General features: G+C 60.3%; 15 protein-coding genes. 8 read left to right on the plus strand and 7 right to left on the minus strand.

The features are described from left to right. The 3 genes from D1641_RS11075 to D1641_RS11080 all read left to right on the plus strand — a co-directional run. On the plus strand, nucleotides 1–3,999 hold a 3,999-nt coding region (locus D1641_RS11075), incomplete at its 5' end, for a hypothetical protein (RefSeq protein WP_160665644.1). A gap of 154 nt (nucleotides 4,000–4,153) precedes the next feature. Then, nucleotides 4,154–4,318, plus strand: coding sequence for a hypothetical protein (locus tag D1641_RS19165; RefSeq protein WP_201757335.1), 165 nt, complete (start codon nucleotides 4,154–4,156; stop codon nucleotides 4,316–4,318). 130 nt (nucleotides 4,319–4,448) lie between these two features. After that, entirely contained in the window at nucleotides 4,449–4,613 is a 165-nt protein-coding gene (locus D1641_RS11080) for a hypothetical protein (protein WP_160665646.1), read from the plus strand. Between the two features lie 41 nt (nucleotides 4,614–4,654). Here the strand turns inward: D1641_RS11080 and D1641_RS11085 are convergent, their stop codons facing one another. Next, on the minus strand, nucleotides 4,655–5,263 hold the full coding sequence (locus D1641_RS11085) for a hypothetical protein (RefSeq protein ID WP_160665648.1): 609 nt from the start codon (nucleotides 5,261–5,263) through the stop codon (nucleotides 4,655–4,657). 618 nt (nucleotides 5,264–5,881) lie between these two features. Between D1641_RS11085 and D1641_RS11090 the strand changes: the two genes are divergently transcribed. The 5 genes from D1641_RS11090 (at nucleotide 5,882) to D1641_RS11110 (ending at nucleotide 10,905) form a co-directional block, all read left to right on the plus strand. Then, complete coding sequence (locus D1641_RS11090) at nucleotides 5,882–7,117, plus strand: ABC transporter substrate-binding protein (protein WP_160665650.1); 1,236 nt, start codon at nucleotides 5,882–5,884, stop codon at nucleotides 7,115–7,117. Nucleotides 7,118–7,268: 151 nt separating this feature from the next. Next, the gene (locus tag D1641_RS11095; RefSeq protein ID WP_243149357.1) at nucleotides 7,269–8,144 is read left to right on the plus strand and encodes a branched-chain amino acid ABC transporter permease; all 876 of its coding nucleotides are present in this window, start codon (nucleotides 7,269–7,271) and stop codon (nucleotides 8,142–8,144) included. Nucleotides 8,145–8,159: 15 nt separating this feature from the next. After that, nucleotides 8,160–9,374 (plus strand): branched-chain amino acid ABC transporter permease, encoded by a 1,215-nt coding sequence (locus tag D1641_RS11100; protein ID WP_160665651.1) that lies wholly within the window; start codon nucleotides 8,160–8,162, stop codon nucleotides 9,372–9,374. Next, entirely contained in the window at nucleotides 9,371–10,207 is an 837-nt protein-coding gene (locus D1641_RS11105; RefSeq protein WP_160665653.1) for an ABC transporter ATP-binding protein, read from the plus strand. Before D1641_RS11100 ends, D1641_RS11105 begins: the two co-directional genes overlap by 4 nt. Beyond that, nucleotides 10,207–10,905, plus strand: a complete 699-nt coding sequence (locus tag D1641_RS11110) for an ABC transporter ATP-binding protein (RefSeq protein ID WP_160665655.1) — start codon at nucleotides 10,207–10,209, stop codon at nucleotides 10,903–10,905. Before D1641_RS11105 ends, D1641_RS11110 begins: the two co-directional genes overlap by 1 nt. A gap of 76 nt (nucleotides 10,906–10,981) precedes the next feature. Here the strand turns inward: D1641_RS11110 and ilvD are convergent, their stop codons facing one another. From ilvD to D1641_RS11140, 6 genes are all read right to left on the minus strand, one after another. Next, a complete protein-coding gene (gene ilvD, locus D1641_RS11115) occupies nucleotides 10,982–12,643 on the minus strand; it encodes a dihydroxy-acid dehydratase (protein ID WP_160665657.1) in 1,662 nt (553 codons plus the stop codon). Between the two features lie 550 nt (nucleotides 12,644–13,193). Continuing rightward, nucleotides 13,194–14,213, minus strand: a complete 1,020-nt coding sequence (gene ilvC, locus D1641_RS11120) for a ketol-acid reductoisomerase (protein WP_160665659.1) — start codon at nucleotides 14,211–14,213, stop codon at nucleotides 13,194–13,196. Then, nucleotides 14,194–14,760 carry an acetolactate synthase small subunit gene (gene ilvN / locus D1641_RS11125; RefSeq protein ID WP_160665661.1) on the minus strand — a complete coding sequence of 189 codons (567 nt, stop codon included), beginning with the start codon at nucleotides 14,758–14,760 and terminating at the stop codon, nucleotides 14,194–14,196. The genes ilvC and ilvN overlap by 20 nt, the downstream gene beginning before the upstream one ends. A 13-nt stretch (nucleotides 14,761–14,773) precedes the next feature. Then, nucleotides 14,774–16,477 (minus strand): biosynthetic-type acetolactate synthase large subunit, encoded by a 1,704-nt coding sequence (gene ilvB, locus D1641_RS11130; protein WP_160665663.1) that lies wholly within the window; start codon nucleotides 16,475–16,477, stop codon nucleotides 14,774–14,776. 179 nt (nucleotides 16,478–16,656) lie between these two features. Next, the gene (locus D1641_RS11135; protein ID WP_160665665.1) at nucleotides 16,657–17,148 is read right to left on the minus strand and encodes a DUF1877 family protein; all 492 of its coding nucleotides are present in this window, start codon (nucleotides 17,146–17,148) and stop codon (nucleotides 16,657–16,659) included. Between the two features lie 189 nt (nucleotides 17,149–17,337). Next, nucleotides 17,338–17,787, minus strand: coding sequence for a hypothetical protein (locus D1641_RS11140; RefSeq protein ID WP_160665667.1), 450 nt, complete (start codon nucleotides 17,785–17,787; stop codon nucleotides 17,338–17,340). Nucleotides 17,788–17,845 lie beyond the last annotated feature (58 nt).

Raw genomic sequence — 17,845 nt, forward strand, 5'->3', positions numbered from 1 at the left:
AACGAGAACCAGGGCATCATCTACGCCTTGAACTTCAACTATCTGGAGACTCTGGGCTACAAGAACTTCGACCTGGTCTATCGTGACGACACCCAGGACATCTACGGCCGTCCCGCCCGCACCTGGGGCACCGGCACCTACAACACCACCACCAGCCAGGGCACCGGCGGCACCAAGGCTGACCGTCAGCTGGACGCCAACGGCGGCCTGATCGCCAGCCGCGTCCGGATGCTGGACAAGAACGAGATCATCACCGTGGCCCTGACCCCCGACTATGTCTACACCGAGGGCAAGGACCAGGACGTGGTCTGGAAGGACCTGGGCCGCACTCTGTGCAACGAGAGCACCGATTCTGACAAGGGCTACGCCTGGAGCGCCTATGTCAACGGCGAGCTGGTCTACAGCACCGACGGCAAGGTCGAGAACGCCTACTACGGCTACGGCGACAAGGCCAACTACGTCCCCAAGAATGTTGACGACACCTATGTCATGACCGGCAAGGGCGCTCAGACCGAGATCTATGTGGACGACGGCGACGCCACCGTGACCGTGGTTGAGATCAACTACTACATCGGCGAGGTCACCCGCGTCAGCGACGACACCATCACCGTGAAGTCCCTCTCCCTGGAGCCCGCCCGCCTGAACATCCGCACCGCCAAGGCTGCCGGCTACGACGTGGAGGACCTGGTGGTCTTTACCGTGGATGAGAACGAGGATGACGACTTCTACATCTGCGAGGTCTTTGAGCCCGACACCGCTACCGGCACCATCAAGCGCGTGGAGTCCAACACCGATTCCGAAGACTCCTATGTCCGCTTCGAGGTTGGCGGCGACAAGTACAGCTACTCCGGCAACAATCACATTGTCTATGACCTGGATAACCTCAATGTGAAGGAGCACCCCACCCTGGAGGAGGAGTACACCCTCTACCGCGATCCCAACGGCTACGTTCTGGCCTTTGAGCTGGCCGAGGATGAGACCCTGAACTACCTGTACGTCAAGGACTCCGACGAGGAGATGATGGACTGGGTGGCCAAGGTCATCTATGCCGACGCCACCACCGCCAAGGTGGACGTCAAGGAGAGCCTGAAGGGCACTCCCAACCAGTATAACAACTTCTATGACCTGGACAAAAACGGCAAGGGCGACGATGTGGGCGCTCCCTACGATAAGGTCCACTGGATGGCCGGCGCCGGCTATCAGAAGAATGTCCATACCAGCATCGACGGCATGGTGTGGAAGTACTCCAAGAACACCTCTGGCGCCCACACCCTGAGCTGGGCTGACGGCGTGTATCTGGCTGACAAGACCGTCACCGGAGTCGCCACTGATCCCGAGATCGACATCTACAATGGCCGGGCCTACATCGGCGATGGCCGCCGGGTCATCGTGGACCAGAAGACCGTCTTTATCGACGTAGAGAATGAGAAGTCCTACACCGGCTATGACGCCGTTCCCAACGTGAAGGATGCCGAGCTGATTTATGTCCTGGACCGCAAGGGTGTGGCCGATGTGGTCTTCATCCTGGACGGCGCGATCTATGACGACGGCTTCTACTTCACCCTGGAGGGCTCCGCCCGCGAGTCCTGGCTGCGCGGCGGCAAGGGCGGCGACCGCTACTGGCACTACACCAAGTCCTATGTGGACGGCGTGAAGGAAGACGTCTATGTGGACTACACCAACGCCGGCGGCGACAAGGACGAGCTGGTGCCTGGCGTGCTGTACAAGGCTACCCGCATTGAAGAGGACGGCGATATCAGCTACATCGAGAAGGTGGAGGTCGTCGCTGACTTCCGCGATGTGGAGGATACCGAGGCTTACTCCGCTCTGGCTGATGAGAACAAGCAGAACATGCGCGTCAGCTACGCCCGGAAGAACGGCTACTCCTTCTCCCTGGTGGACGCCAACAGCCACAAGGAGCTGCAGTACACCACCAATGCCGACACCCGGTTCGTCCTGGTGGAGGAGACCTATAAGCGCGACGGCGTCACTCACGACGGCTGGACCGTCAGCGTGGGCAGCATCAACGACATCGAGGTCATCGACTACGATGAGAAGCTGAACACCTACGTCACCGTGGCTCAGGAGGACGGCAAGGAGGTCGCTGAGGTTGTCTACATCCTCAAGACCAACACCCGTTACCCCGTGGAGATCACCGCTGGTGGTACTACCAAGACCTACTGGGCCGAGATGACCAAGTGGGAGGACGGCCGCCGGCCTGAGGCTACCCTGGATGTTTACGACGCTGATCTGATTGGCGTGACCATCATCGACCAGAAGATCACCGGCGCCATCGGCACCCTGACCCTGACCAATGGCCGCCTGACCGGCGATATCACCATCAATGAGAACGTGAACGACGAGCTCAAGATTGAGGTTGAGACCACCGATCCCGGCGATAAGCCCGCCACCGACAAGGTCGCCATCAAGGCCAACGAGGGCGTGACCTACACCGTGAACGGCGAGCCCAGCACTGCTACTTCCGTCGACGTGAAGGACGGCGAGACCGTCACCGTGGTCGCCACCCTGAAGGACGGCTACAAGTGGGCTGACGCCGCCATCACCGACAAGACCTGGACCAGCGCGGCGGCCAAGGGCGGCGAGACCATCACCATCCCCGCCACTGAGAAGATTCCTGTAACCTTCGACCTGTCCCTGACTCCTGCCTATACCGGCGCGAAGGTCTATGTCAACAACGTCGAAACGCTGGCCGATGAGACCCAGATGACCGCCGATGGCGACACCCGCATCTGGAAGATCGCTGAGGGCGCCAAGGTTATTGTCCAGCTGCCCGATACTGCGACTGTTAACGATGTGGCCACCGTCATCAACGGCGTGAACGTGAGCTTCGTCAGCGCCACCAAGCGCGCCGAGCTGACCATGACCGGCGACGTGACCCTGAGCAAGATCCCCGGCACTGCGGACCGTGTTTGGAACGTCGTGGTCGAGGATGGCGTGACCGTCACCTGGATGAATGGCGCCACCGATGTGAGCGACAAGGTCGTTGAGGTAGGCGAGAACACCTATCAGGTGCCCGAGTCTGCCGGGGTCAACGGCATCAAGGTTAAGAGCGCCAACACCAGCGGCGCGATCGTGACCGACGACAAGGACTGCATGCTGGCCTCTGCCGCTGCTAGTTGGACTGTCGCCAAGGGCGCTGCCAACGATGGCACCATCAACCTGAGTAGCCTTGACAAGGCTAAGACCATCTATGTGTACGCGGCCAGCAAGATTGAGCTTAAGGACAGCCTGCAGGCCCTGGATATCATGGGTATGACAGCTCTGGGAGAGGAGACCACCGTTTGGGCCCGTCCCGGCGTGACCCTGAATGTCTACACTCCCGATGCGCCTGCGGCCGGTGGGACGGATCGGCGCAAGGGCGACGGCATCATTGTCCAGTATGGTGCGGATGACGTAAAGGCCGGCTTCAACCCCCACAATGGTGAGTTTAAGGTGACCGAAGAGGACATCACCCTGCGTCAGGGCTGGAAGGTCACTCTGAACGGCGTGACCGCTACAGTTAAGAGCACTGGCGAGACAATCGAGAGCGGTATGCGCGTTGCCAACAATGAAAACATTCAGGTCAAGATTGCCGAAGAGAACGGTAAGAAGGTTGGCACTACTGTCGTCAAAAACATGACTGGCAACTATGTGACTGGCTCTGTAACTACTCAGGCTGTTGACACTGATGTCCAGGTGACTGCCAGAGTTTCCTACACCGCCGCCACCAAGGTCAGCGTTGCGGCCAACAAGGCTGTCACCGTGAAGATCACCGAGTCGAACGGTATGCTTGGGACGCTTGTCGCAACTAACGGCACAACCAACACCTCGGAGACAGACTTCTATGTGCTTCCCGGCGAGGTCATTGAAGTGGATGCGGGCGCCCAGACCCTTGAGGTGACGGACGGCACTGATCCTGTGACTGATGGTGTGAATCTGGCCGGCGGCACTGCGAGGATCACAATCAAGACGACTGACCTCACGCTGACCTACTCCTGATTGAGCTGACCCATATTTACGCATCTAACCCAGGAATCCCCGGGCCGCAAGGCCCGGGGGTTTCTTATCGGGCGATAAAAAGCCGCCTTGACAGGGCAGGTGGAGGGAAGTATAATTAAGACACCTGAATGGCCGTCGAGGAAAGGAGAACGGTATGTCCGAAAAAGAATTGATTGCGCAGACCATCGAGAAGTACACCAATTTACAGCGTATCATGAAAGCGGCAGACCCTCAAAAGGAAATGGAGAATCAAAAACGCATTTTGGAAGTGATGCTCCAGGCGATGGGGGTTGTGACCGAGAAGTTGGAAATCGAATAAAGCGGGACCCCGGGCCTTGCGGCCCGGGGGTTTCTTTCGGCAGACGGCGGGGCAAAATTTTTGTGGACAACCCGGTGCGGGGGTGATATAATAAGTTCACCTGAATAACCGGCGGAGAAAGGAGAACAAAATGAGCAAGGAAGAAATCATCAATCAGCTCATCGAGGAGTACACAAAAATCCAACGGATCATGAAAGCTCCCGACCAGAAAAAGGAAATTGAGAATCAAAAGCGTATTTTGGAGGCGAAGCTCCAGGCGTTCGGTGTGGTAACAGAAAAGCTTGAAATTGAATGAGGCTGAGCCCCGGGCCGCAAGGCCCGGGGGTTTCTTTATTTTTACTGGAAGAAGGCAAAAATATCGTAGACCGAGAGGGAGTTTCTCGTCCCCGTGCTCAGACGCAGGGTGATCTGAGCGCTGTTGTCCTTGCCGGGCCTGTCCAGACGGAAGAGCTGTTCAAAGACAGAGCCGTCATGGGTGGGCATATGGGCGAAGGTCTCGTCTGCCTTCTGCATGGGAAACCCGTTCAAGTCCACCGTCACGCCGGGCACATCGGAGTGGACCCAGCAGAGCGCCGTTTTCCAGTCGCGCTCGTCCATAGCAAGCCTGATTGTTGAGGCGCTGGCCGTCTTTCCCGCCCCGGTGAGGGTCAGCGCCCTGTTGGCGACAACCGCGTCGCCGGTGATGGTGTATACAGCCGGGGCCGCGAAGTTGTCGCAGAAGTAGGACTGCTGGGGCAGACGCTTCCCGCTGGACCCGAAGTCCAACAGCCCCAAAAGACCTACGTAGTAGGTCAGATTGCGCCCCGCGCGCTCCAGCACTGTCACCCGCTCCTCCAGCCCGCACAGGGCGGCCTCAATTTTGGCGTTGTCGGCGTTGAAGTCGGTGCGCAGGACCCGGTCCTCCGCCTCCCACTGGCTGAGCTGGTAGTTTGGTGTTGTGTTCATTGTCGTTCCTCCTTAAATTGTCTTGAGAACGAAAAAAGCCTCCTTTCGAAAGGAGGTGCCCCAGTTCGCAAACTGGGGCGGAGGATTGCATTTTGCGAAGCAAAATATACGAAGTATACGAGGGCTCAAGGCTCTCTGTAGGGGCGGACATTGTCCGCCCGCTTTTTCGGACCCGGCCTGTTAACGACGGGCGCACAATGTGCGCCCCTACATGCCCGCCGCTTCCACCTGATTCCAACGGCGCGCCGGGGTCGTCGCGCCCTACACGCATCGCGTCCTCCAGAGGGGGGAAGGCTGTTTTCCGCTCTCAATTACCGTGTGCAAGGAGGAAAAGTGGTACGTTTCCATACATTTAATGGAAGTGAGGGCGCAGTGCGCTCTTTTTTGCTGTCTATTTTGTCCGGAAGCAGGAAAGCCGGGGTGGGCTTTTCATCAAAAATACAAATAATTGCAAGAAAAATCTTTTTGATGATGCAATTTTGTCTAATTTATCGTGCGGTTCCTCCTTGCTTTTTTCATTGGGTCAGGGTATAATAAATTTTATCCTGCGTACAAGTGTTTCTATATGGGAGACACGGCCCCGCGGGATGGATTCCAAGAAAAAAGGAGTAATTCAGAATGAAAAAGTTTCTTGCAAGCGCTCTGGCCATGGCTATGGTCCTGAGTCTGGCCGCCTGCGGCGGCGACAGCAAAGACAAGCCTGGTGGAAGCGCCGCCTCTACCCCTGGCGGAAGCAGCACCACTGCCTCCAATCCCGCCCCCGCCGGCGACAAGGTAATCAAGATCGGCGTCTTTGAGCCTCTCTCCGGTGACTCCGCCTCCGGCGGCAAGAAGGAGTATCTGGGCATGCAGTACGCCAACAGCGAGACCCCCACCGTGGAGGTGGGCGGCGAGACCTACACCGTCCAGCTGGTCCCCGCCGATAACGGCTCCTCCACCGACAAGGCTCCCTCCGCCGCCGCTCAGCTGGTGAGCGAGGGCGTGGCCATGGTGCTGGGTTCCTACGGCTCCGGCGTGTCCATCGCCGCCAGCGACACCTTTAAGGAGGCCGGCATCTCCGCCATGGGCGTCACCTGCACCAACCCCAACGTCACCGCCGGCAACGACCACTACTTCCGCATCTGCTTCCTGGACAACTTCCAGGCCCAGGTGCTGGCTAACTTCGCCGCTGAAAAGTTCCAGGCCAAGACCGCTTACTGCCTGGGCGAGACCGGCAACGAGTACGACCAGGGCCTGATCGCCTTCTTTGAGCAGATCTTCACCGCCAACGGCGGCAAGGTCATCAAGGACTCCTTCCCCAACAACAACTCCGACTTCAACTCCTACCTGAACAAGGCCAAGGCCGAGGGCGCCGACGTCATCTTTACCCCCGTGTCCATCGCCTACGCTGTCCAGATCGTCACCCAGGCCCAGTCCCTGGGCATCACCGCCCCCATCCTGGGCTCCGACACCCTGGACGACAACATGGTCCTGGACGCCGCCAAGGGCACCGACATCCAGCTGTATGTCTCCACCTTCTATCAGGAGGGCGGCTCCCCTGAGTTCGACCAGGGCATCAAGGAGTATATCAACAGCAACTCCTCCGCCAAGGACGCCAACGGCGGCAATGACACCATCGCCGCCGTCACCGCCATGGGCTACGACGCCTACTATGTGGCCCTGGAGGCCATCAAGGCTGCCGGCTCCGCCGACCCCGCCGCTATCAAGGCCGCCCTGTCCGGCGTGACCTATACCGGCGTATCCGGCGCCATCGCCTTTGACGATATCGGCGACGCCGTCCGCGACACCGCCTATATCAAGCACTCCAACAACGCCGACGGCGCCTGGGAGCTGGAGACCGTCCAGAAGGGCTGAGCAATTCTTGACCCACAACGTTCCCCGGCGGAGCCTGCACGGCTCCGCCGGGGAAACCCGGATGGGCTGCCTTGAAAGGGGTCGTGCCCGGCCCTTTTCAAGACAGCCCGCATGCCATCTTCTGAAAAAACAGAAAGGGAGGAAACCCGCTTTGGAATTTGCCATTTCCGTGCTGATCTCCGGAATCTCCGTGGGCGGGCAGTACGCGCTCATCGCCATCGGCTATACCATGGTATACGGCATTCTGCGCCTGATTAACTTTGCCCACGGCGACGTGTTCATGGTGGCCGGCCTGCTGGGCATCTATCTGTCGGCCAGCCTGCCCCTCTACGTGGCCCTGCCCCTGGTGCTGCTGCTCACGGTGGCGCTGGGCTTCTGCATTGAGCGCTGCGCCTATAAGCCCCTGCGCTCCGCACCCCGGATGTCGGTGATGATCTCCGCCATCGGCGTCAGCTACCTCATCCAGAACACCGCCACCTATATCACCGGAGGCCAGCCTATGACCTACCCGGTCATCCCCTTCCTGTCCGACACGGTGAAGATTGCCGGCACCTCCACCAAATGGGTGACCATCCTCACCCCCTTCCTGGTGCTGGCCCTGGTGATTGCCCTCCAGCAGCTCATCAACCACACCAAGGTGGGCATGGCTATGCGGGCGGTGGCCAAGGACTTTGAGACCAGCCAGCTCATGGGCATCAAGATTAATTCGGTCATCTCTGTGACCTTCATCATTGGCTCCGCCCTGGCGGCGGTGGGCTCCATGCTCTACTTCACCAACTTCCAGGCCATCACCCCCACAGCTGGCGCTCTGCCCGGCCTGCGGGCCTTCGTGGCGGCGGTGGTGGGCGGCATCGGCTCCATTCCCGGGGCGGTGATCGGCGCGTTTATCATCGGCATCTGCGAGAATGTCATCAAGAGTACGCAGTTTACTGTCTTTTCCGATGCCGGCACCTTCGCCCTGCTGATCCTGATCCTTGTTGTGAAGCCTACCGGCCTGTTCGGTGAGAAGGTCACCGACAAAGTGTAAGGGGGCGGGGAGAAAATGATTGAAAAAAGGAACAAAAAGGGCGCCATTGCCGCTGTCATTGCCTGTGCCGCCCTGCTGGCCCTGATTGTAGTGCTGGAGAACGTCAGCGTGTTTCTCCCGGCGGACAGCGTCCCCAATGTCCTCAAGCCCACCAGCCAGCTCTTCTCCGTGCTGAAAAAGGGCGCGGTCTACTCCCTGGCGGCGGTGTCCATGAACCTGCTCAACGGCTTCACCGGCCTGTTCTCCCTGGGCCAGGCGGGCTTTATGCTGCTGGGCGCCTACACCTACGCCATCCTGTCCGTCCCCGTGGCCGACCGGGCGGCGGTGTACTACCTCTACGGCGGATCCGCAGTGAATTTTTCCTTCCAGGACATGTTCAACTCCGTCCTGGGCACCGAGGGAGTGGGCGGCGCGGTCAGCCTGGGTCTGGGCGTGGCGATTGCCATGGTGCTGGCCGGGTGTGTGGCGGCGGCCTTCGCCTACCTCATCGGACTGCCGGTGCTGCGGCTGAAATCTGACTACCTGGCTATCGCCACCCTGGGCTTCGCCGAGATTCTCAAGGCGGTGTTCCAGTGGCAGGCTCTGGGCCCCGTCACCAACGGCGCCAACATGATTAAAAACTTCCCCACCTTCTCCAGCTTTAACATCACCGACGCCGGCGGGAAGGTGCTTCTCCGGCTGTCCGTGTTCTTCCCCTTCCTGGTGTCCATGATCTGCATCGCCGTCATCTGCCTGATTATCAACTCCTCCTATGGCCGGGCCTTCAAGGCCATCCGGGAGGATGAGATTGCCGCCGAGGCCATGGGCATCAACCTGGCCAAGCACAAGATGCTCTCCTTCTGCACCTCCGCCTTCTTCGCCGGGGTGAGCGGCGCGCTGTTTGCCATGTTCGTCACCAACGCTCAGGCCAAGGTGTACACCACCACGATGACCTACGAGATCCTGCTCATTGTGGTCATCGGCGGTATCGGCTCCATCTCGGGCAGCGTGATGGCAACCTTCCTCTATGTGGCCTGCTCCGAGTGGTGGCTGCGCTTCCTGGACAACGAGATCACCCTTGCCAGCGGCATGAAGGTTCCCTTCCTCCGGGCGGGCTTCCGGATGGTGGTATTCTCCGTGGTCATCATGATCGTGGTGCTCTTCTTCCGCCGGGGCCTGATGGGGGACAAGGAGCTGCCAGACCTGTTCAAGCGCCGCCCCAAGGCGGCGGGAAAGGAGGAGCAGGCATGAGCGAGAACGTCCTCCATGTGGAGCACATCACCATGCAGTTCGGCGGCGTGGTGGCGGTGAACGACCTGTCCCTGGACGTGAACGAGGGCCAGATCGTGGCCCTGATCGGCCCCAACGGCGCCGGCAAGACCACCGCCTTCAACTGCATTACCGGCGTCTATGAGCCCACCAACGGCAAGGTGGACTTCCTGGGCCGGCCTATGATCGAGAACTTCCCCCAGGGCAAGCTGGACAAGACCTATCTGGGGGAGAACAAGGGGCTGTACATCCACCGCCTGGCCCCCACCCCGGACAAAATTACTCAGCTGGGCATGGCCCGCACCTTTCAGAATATCCGGCTGTGGAAGGACCAGACGGTGTTCAACAACGTCCTCACCGCCAAGCACCTGCGCCGCACCAGCAACCTGTTCACCGCCGCCTTCCGCCTGAATAAGGCGGAGGAGGCCCAACAGCGCCGGGAGGTCATGGAGCTGCTGGAGGAGCAGGGCCTGGCCCACCTGAAGGACGAGGTGGCCAACTCCCTGCCATACGGCCTCCAGCGCCGCCTGGAGATCGCCCGGGCCCTGGCTACCCACCCCAAGCTCCTGCTGCTGGACGAGCCCGCCGCAGGCATGAATCCCCAGGAGACCCAGGAGCTCACCGCCTTCATCCGGCAGGTGCGGGAGCAGTACCATGTCACCGTCCTGCTCATCGAGCACCACATGGACCTGGTGATGGAGATCTCCGACCTGATCTACGTCCTGGACTTCGGCAAGCTCATCGCCCAGGGCACGCCCAAGGAGATTCAAAACAATCCTCGCGTCATCGAGGCTTATCTGGGGGTGGCGGACTGATGCTGAAAATTGACGGCTTACAGGTGAATTACGGCGGCATCGAGGCGGTGAAGGGTATCACCTTCGAGGTCCCCGAGCGCCAGATTGTCACCCTGATCGGCGCCAACGGCGCGGGCAAATCCACCACCCTGCGCACCATCGCCGGGCTGGTCAAGCCCGCCAAGGGCCGCATCCACCTCCAGGGGGAGGACATCACCGGCCACTCCCCCGACCAGATCGTCTCCAAGGGCATCACCCTGGTCCCCGAGGGCCGGCGGGTGTTCCCCGACCTGACGGTGCTGGAGAACCTGAAAATCGGCGCTTACCTGCGCAACGACAGCTTGGATGAGGACATCAAGTGGGTCTATGACCTGTTCCCCCGGCTCCAGGAGCGGTCCTGGCAGGCGGCGGGCACCCTGTCCGGCGGCGAGCAGCAGATGCTGGCCGTGGGCCGGGCCCTCATGTCCCGCCCCAAGATCATGATGATGGATGAGCCCTCTCTGGGCCTGGCCCCCATTGTGGTCCGGGGTATCTTCGACATCATCAAGGAGATCAACAGGCAGGGGGTCACCATCCTGCTTGTGGAGCAGAACGCCAACATGGCCCTGAAAACTGCAGATCTGGGCTATGTGCTGGAGACCGGCCGGGTCACTCTGTCCGGCTCCGGACAGGAGCTGCTGGACAATGAGGCGGTAAAGAAGGCCTATCTGGGCAGCTGACCCGCCCGCGCCCCATTCAAACACAGAGGAGCCGCCCGAAAGGGCGGCTCCTTTTTCGATTTATTCCAATTTTAACTTACCCCAGAATCGCGCCCTTGTCGGCGGAGGACACCATCCTGGCGTACCGGGCCAGATAGCCTGTCTTGATCTTGGGCTCAGGGCAGACCCACTTGGCCCGGCGGGCCTCCAGCTCCTCGCCGGACACCTTCAGCTGGATGGTGTGGGCGGGGATGTCGATGGCGATGAGGTCGCCCTCCTCCACCAGACCGATATTGCCGCCGGAGGCCGCCTCGGGGGAGACGTGGCCGATGGAGGCCCCCCGGGTGGCGCCGGAGAACCGGCCGTCGGTAATGAGGGCGACATCCTTGTCCAGACCCATGCCTGCGATGGCAGAGGTGGGGTTGAGCATCTCCCGCATACCGGGGCCGCCCTTGGGACCCTCGTAGCGGATGACCACCACGTCGCCGGCCACGATTTTGCCGTCGTAGATGGCGGTAATCGCCTCCTCCTCGGAGTTGAACACCCGGGCGGGGCCCTCGTGCCTCATCATCTCCGGGGCTACGGCGGACTGCTTCACCACACAGCCGTCGGGGGCCAGGTTGCCCTTGAGGACGGCGATGCCGCCGGTCTTGGAGTAGGGGTTCTCAATGGGCCGGATCAGGTTCTCATCCCGGTTGACCACGCCCTCCAGGTTTTCGGCGACGGTTTTGCCCGTGCAGGTGAGCAGGGAGGTGTCGAGGAGGCCGGCCTTGGTCAGCTCGGCCATGACGGCGTAGACGCCGCCGGCCCGGTCCAGGTCCTCCATGTAGGTGTCTCCGGCGGGGGCCAGGTGGCACAGGTTGGGGGTTCTGCCGGAGATCTCGTTAGCCATGTCGAAGCTGAGCTCAATGCCGCACTCGTGGGCGATGGCGGGCAGGTGGAGCATAGTGTTGGTGGAGCAGCCCAGAGCCATGTCGATGGTCTCTGCGTTGTGGAAGGCCGCCTCGGTCATGATGTCCCGGGGGCGGATGTCCTTTTCCACCAGCTCCATGATCTTCATGCCCGCGTGCTTGGCCAGGCGGAGCCGGGCGGAGTAGACGGCGGGGATGGTGCCGTTGCCCCCGAGGGCCATGCCGATGGCCTCGGTGAGGCAGTTCATGGAGTTGGCGGTGTACATGCCGGAGCAGGAGCCGCAGGTGGGACAGGCGGCGTTCTCATACTCCTCCACCCCGGCCTCGTCCAGCTTGTTGGCGTAGTAGGAGCCCACCGCCTCAAACATGTGGCTCAGGCAGGTGCGGCGGCCGTCGTTCAGCCGTCCGGCCAGCATGGGCCCGCCGGAGACAAAGATGGTGGGCACGTTCACCCGGGCCGCCGCCATGAGCAGGCCGGGGACGTTCTTGTCGCAGTTGGGGATCATCACCAGGCCGTCGAACTGGTGGGCCATGGCCATGGCCTCGGTGGAGTCGGCAATCAGGTCCCGGGTCACCAGGGAGTACTTCATCCCCACGTGGCCCATGGCGATGCCGTCGCACACTGCGATGGCGGGGAACTCCACCGGAGTGCCCCCCGCGGCCCGGATGCCGGCCTTTACCGCCTCGGCGATTTTGTCCAGGTTCATGTGGCCGGGGACGATCTCGTTGTAGGAGCAGACCACGCCGATGAGCGGGCGCTCCAGCTCCTCCTTGGTGTAGCCCAGGGCGTAGAGCAGGGAGCGGTTGGGGGCGGCAGGGATGCCTTTTTTTACAACGTCAGAGCGCATAGTGGTTACCTCCTGAATGTAGCTTAGAGAATATCGGTTGTCTGATTTCAGGATACCGCAGGATTTCGGACGTGTCAAGAAAAATTGTGATTCCCCGAGTTTTACTTGATCCTCAGCGTAAAATATGGTTTGTTTTGTGGGGATGCCGCTCAATGCAAGGGATGCGGTTTGGCTACACCACCCGGAAGGGGGTGAGGCCCGATGCCTGTGACTATGACGTTAACATTCCACTTTCGTGGTTATACGGTAACGTTCCAGGTCAAGGTAAAGTGAAACCGCCACTCGGCCAAGTGACGGTTTCTTAGGATTTACCTAGGTTTCATGATACTTATGTCGAGCCAAACCGCCTAAAGCTGGCAGTGCCCTACGCACCCATAGTATACTATACTTAACTGTATGTGTCAAGGGTGTGGACAGCCCCGTTTTCTGTTGAGAAAACGGGGCTGTTTTTTAGCCTAGCCAGCTTTATACGCCAAAGAGGAAAAACGAAGTTTTTCCCGAAGGTTTTTTCTTTTGGTTCTTTTCTTTTTTTCAAAAAAGAAAAGAATCATCAGTTAGACGCGGTATCAGGGTCGGTGTCGTCGCCCCAGAGCATGTTCTTCCGCAGCTCGGCGCCCACGGTCTCCATCTGGTGCTTGGCCAGCTGGGCCCGCTTGGCGTTGAAGAAGGTGCGGCCGTTCTTGTTCTCGGCAATCCAGCGGCCGGCGAACACGCCGTCCTGGATGTCGGTGAGGACGGCCTTCATGTTCTTCTTGGTCTCCTCATAGGGCAGGATGCGGGGGCCGGAGACATACTCGCCGTACTCGGCGGTATCGGAGATGGAGTAGTTCATCATAGCCACGCCGCCCTTGTTGATCAGGTCGATGATGAGCTTCATCTCGTGGATGCACTCGAAGTAGGCGTTCTCGGGGGCGTAGCCCGCCTCCACCAGGGTCTCGAAGCCCAGCTTCATTAGCTCCACCACGCCGCCGCAGAGGACGGCCTGCTCGCCGAAGAGGTCGGTCTCGGTCTCGTCCTGGAAGGTGGTCTCCATCACGCCGCCCCGGGCGCCGCCGATGCCGGCGGCATAGGCCAGAGCCAGCTTATAGGCGTCGCCGGTGGCGTTCTGCTCCACGGCGATGAGGCAGGGCACGCCCTTGCCCGCCACGTACTGGCTGCGCACGGTGTGGCCGGGGCCCTTGGGGGCGATCATGGACACATCCACCCCGGCGGGGGGGACGATCTGCTTGAAGTGGATGTTGAAGCCGTGGGCGAACATGAGCATGTTGCCGGCGGACAGGTTGGGGGCGATGTCCTTCTTGTAGACGTCGGCCTGGACCTCGTCGTTGATGAGGATCATCACGATGTCGCCCCACTTGGCGGCCTCAGCCACGGTCTTCACCTTCAGGCCGGCCTTCTCGGCGGCGGCCCAGTTTTTGGAGCCCTCCCGCAGGCCGACGCACACGTCGCAGCCCGAGTCCTTCAGGTTCATGGCGTGGGCGTGGCCCTGGGAGCCGTAGCCGATGATGGCAATCTTCTTGCCGTCCAGGTAGTTGATGTCGCAGTCCTTTTCATAGTACATTTTTGCCATAGTTGTATTCCTCCTTGAGTTTGTTGTCGTCATATATGGTGCTGCGCCCTCTTTCGATGGCGATGGTACCCGTCTTTGCGATTTCCAGGATGCCGAAGTCGGTCAGCATCCCGGTGAGCGCCGCCGTCTTCTCCTTGTCTCCGAAGATGGCGACAGTGAGTGTCTCGCGGCTCACGTCGATAATTTTGGCCCGGAAGATGTTGGCCATCTGAATCACCTCGTCCCGGGCGTTGCGGTCAGCCGCGCGGACCTTGATGAGGGAGAACTCCCGCTGAATGGAGGCGCTCTCGTCCAGGATCTTCACCGCCAGCACAGGGATGAGCTTGCGGCACTGGGCGGCGATCTGGTCGATCATCAGCTCGTCGGCCAGCAGGACGATGGTGATTCGGGTAATGTGGGGCTTGTCCGTCTCGCCGGAGACGATGGACTCGATGTTGTACCCCTTCCGGGAGAACAGCCGGGCCACCTGGCTCAGCACCCCCGGGATATCCTGTACCAGGATGGACAGGGTATACTCCTTCTTCTGGGTGTCAAATTCACGTTTCATCCTGTCCGCCCCCTTATTTCAGCAGAAAATCGGTGATATGGGCGCCGCCCGCCACCATAGGCCGGACCATCTCGTCCATATCCAGCATGCAGTCGATCACGCAGCCCCGGCCCGCCTCCAGGGCGGTTTTGAAGGCTACCTCCATCTCCGCCATGGTGGTGACCCGGAAGCCCTTCAACCCGTAGGCCTCGGCCAGCTTGACAAAGTCCGGGCCCCGGTCCAGGGTGGTCTCGGAGAACCGCTTTTGATACAGCAGGTTCTGCCACTGGCGGACCATGCCCAGGGTTCCGTTGTTGAACACCACGGTGATGATGGGCAGGTGGTAGTGCTCCACGGTTGCCAGCTCGTGGCAGTTCATGCGGAAGCAGCCGTCGCCAGTGGTGTGGACCACCACCTTATCCGGATTGCCTACCTTGGCCCCGATGGCCGCCCCCAGGCCGAAGCCCATGGTGCCAAAGCCTCCCGAGGTGAGCAGTTGACCGGGGTAGTCGAAGTGAAAGTGCTGAATGGACCACATCTGATGCTGGCCCACGTCGGTGGCTACGATGGTGTCCTGGGGGGCGAGGCGGCGGATGGTCTCCAGCACCTGCTTGGGGGTGAGAGTCTCGCTCTGCCGGGGGACGGAGGGCTCCCGCAGGGGGAGGATATGCTCTTTCCAATCCGGGTGGCTGTACTGGACCAGCCGCTGGTTGAGGAGGGCCAGCACCCGCTTGGCCGAACCGATGATGTGGTGGTCGGTGAGGACGTTCTTGTCAATCTCCGATCGGTCGATGTCGATGTGGACGATCCTGGCCTGACTGGCGAAGGTGTCGGGCTGGAGGGCCACCCGGTCGGAGAACCGGCAGCCCACGGCGATGAGCAGGTCGCACTCGTCGCAGGCCACGTTGCTGGCCTGGGAGCCGTGCATGCCGATCATGCCGGTGGTGAGAGGGTGCCCCCCGGGGAAGCCGCCCCCGCCCATGACGGTGATGGCCACCGGGGCGTCCAGCTTCTCGGCGAACTCCCTGAACTCCGCGTTGGCCCGCCCACGGACCACGCCGCCGCCGCAGATGAGGAAGGGCTTCTCAGCCTGGGCGATCATGTCCACCAGGGTGTTGATGTCCCCCAGATTGGGCTCGGGGGCCTTCAGGTCGTGGCTGTCGGACAGAGCCTTCAGGCTTCCGCAGGAGCGATTCTGCGTCCAGGGGACAAATTCATAGTCGATCTCCACATTGGGGAAGGTGACGTTCTTCAAAAAGTCGATGAGCACCGGACCGGGGCGGCCTGTGGCCGCCACGGCGAAGGCCTGGCGCATCACATCGGGGATGGTCTGGGGGTCCCGGACCAGATAGGTGGCCTTGGTGATGGGCATGGCGATGCCGGTGATGTCCACCTCCTGGAAGGCGTCCTTGCCCAGGGTCTGCTCGGTGACGTTGCAGGTGATAAAGACGATGGGGGAGGAGTCCAGATAGGCGGTGGCGATGCCGGTGGTCAGGTTGGTGGCCCCAGGGCCGCTGGTGGCGAAGCACACCCCCACCTTGCCCGTGGAGCGGGCGTAGCCGTCGGCGGCGTGGGAGGCCCCCTGCTCGTGGGCCGTGAGGATGTGGTGGATTTTGTCCTTGTAGTTGTACAGCTCGTCATAGAGATTCAGGATGGTCCCGCCGGGATAGCCGAAGACGGTGTCCACCTCCTGCTCCAGCAGGCACTCCATGATGGCCGCGGTCGCTCTGATTTTCATGATTTCGCCTCTTTTCGGTGATTCTTTCGTCCCCCCGCAGGGACAAGCCTCCCTTTGCAAAAGGGAGGGGGACCGCCGGTGAAGCCGGTGGTGGAGGGTTTTTATGGAAACCCCCAGTCAGCTTCGCTGACAGCCCCCTTACGAAGGGGGCCTTTTTGGTGTAAAACTGATAGTTTTCTCTATTGGTCTACATCGAACAGGACCCAAAGTCCCTTTTCCGCCGCGCTGTGCCAGAAGGGGCGGGAATCCGACAAATACTCCCAGGTATATCCGAAATCTTCCTCATCCATCGGGTATTCGTATTCCTCGGGATCGATGGAGAAATAGAGCTTCCGAAAGGCCTCCTCCGTCAAGCCCTGAAGGAACTGATCTACCTGACGGACCTGCTCAGGGGACTTGCAGACGACAAGATAGTCCTCCTCTCCCTCCCGGTCCCCCCGGAGGACCTCGCCGCCCAAGATGACCCAGCAGCCGGGGGCGGGAGTGTTTCCGAATTTCAGTTCGCTTGCGCACAGGGCCCGGTGCATGGCGTCCCAGGCTTTGTCCACGTCAAAAATGTCCACCGTCTCCATCTCGTCCAGGTAGTCGGGAACCCGGTCCGCCCGGGGCACCGCCCGCAGCGTGTCCAGCTGTTCCCTTGTAATGGCCCGAAAGCCGCCAAGACAGCTCATAAGACATCCTCCTTGTTTCCTTACTAAGCGCTTTCATCACCCCGCAGGGACAGGCCTCCCTTTACAAAAGGGAGGGGGACCGCCGGCGAAGCCGGTGGTGGAGGGTTTTTACGGCCCCCCCAGTCAGCTTCGCTGACAGCCTCCTTACGAAGGGGGCCTTTTGGGCGCAAGCCTGATGCTGGTTTCTATTTACAGCTGCTTTGCCCAATCAATTCCCGGATAAAATTCTCCGGTTCGGATGAAATACTCTACTGCTTTCACGCCGGCTTCCATGTCCTGAATGGCGAGCATTTTTTCAACGGGAGACTGACCGCCGCTTTTGAGTTTGGTCATATCCGGTTTGCCGGCAAAGGCGGGATTGTAGGAGTAATAATTGTTTTCGCCAAAATCGCCGCTGAAGCCTAAGGCCAGCCATTCCCCGTCACAAAGAACCTCCATCCAGTTATCCTCGCCGTCCGGGTCGAGGTACAGAATGGCATCCAAGCCGGAGGGAATCTGCTTGAGAAATTTGGAGATCAAATCCTCTGTAATCTTGTCGCCGCTGTAGTTTTTGCATCCCAATTCCATATATTGTACTTGAATCGCTTGGTTGTCAAACTCAGGAATATGATCCTGCTTTGGGATAATTTGAAGTTCCATTATCATTATCCTCCTGAATAATCAAATCTTCCCCCCGCCCTTTTGCAGGGCATGGATG

The organism is Colidextribacter sp. OB.20 (genome assembly GCF_009911595.1).
Taxonomy (GTDB): domain Bacteria; phylum Bacillota; class Clostridia; order Oscillospirales; family Oscillospiraceae; genus Lawsonibacter.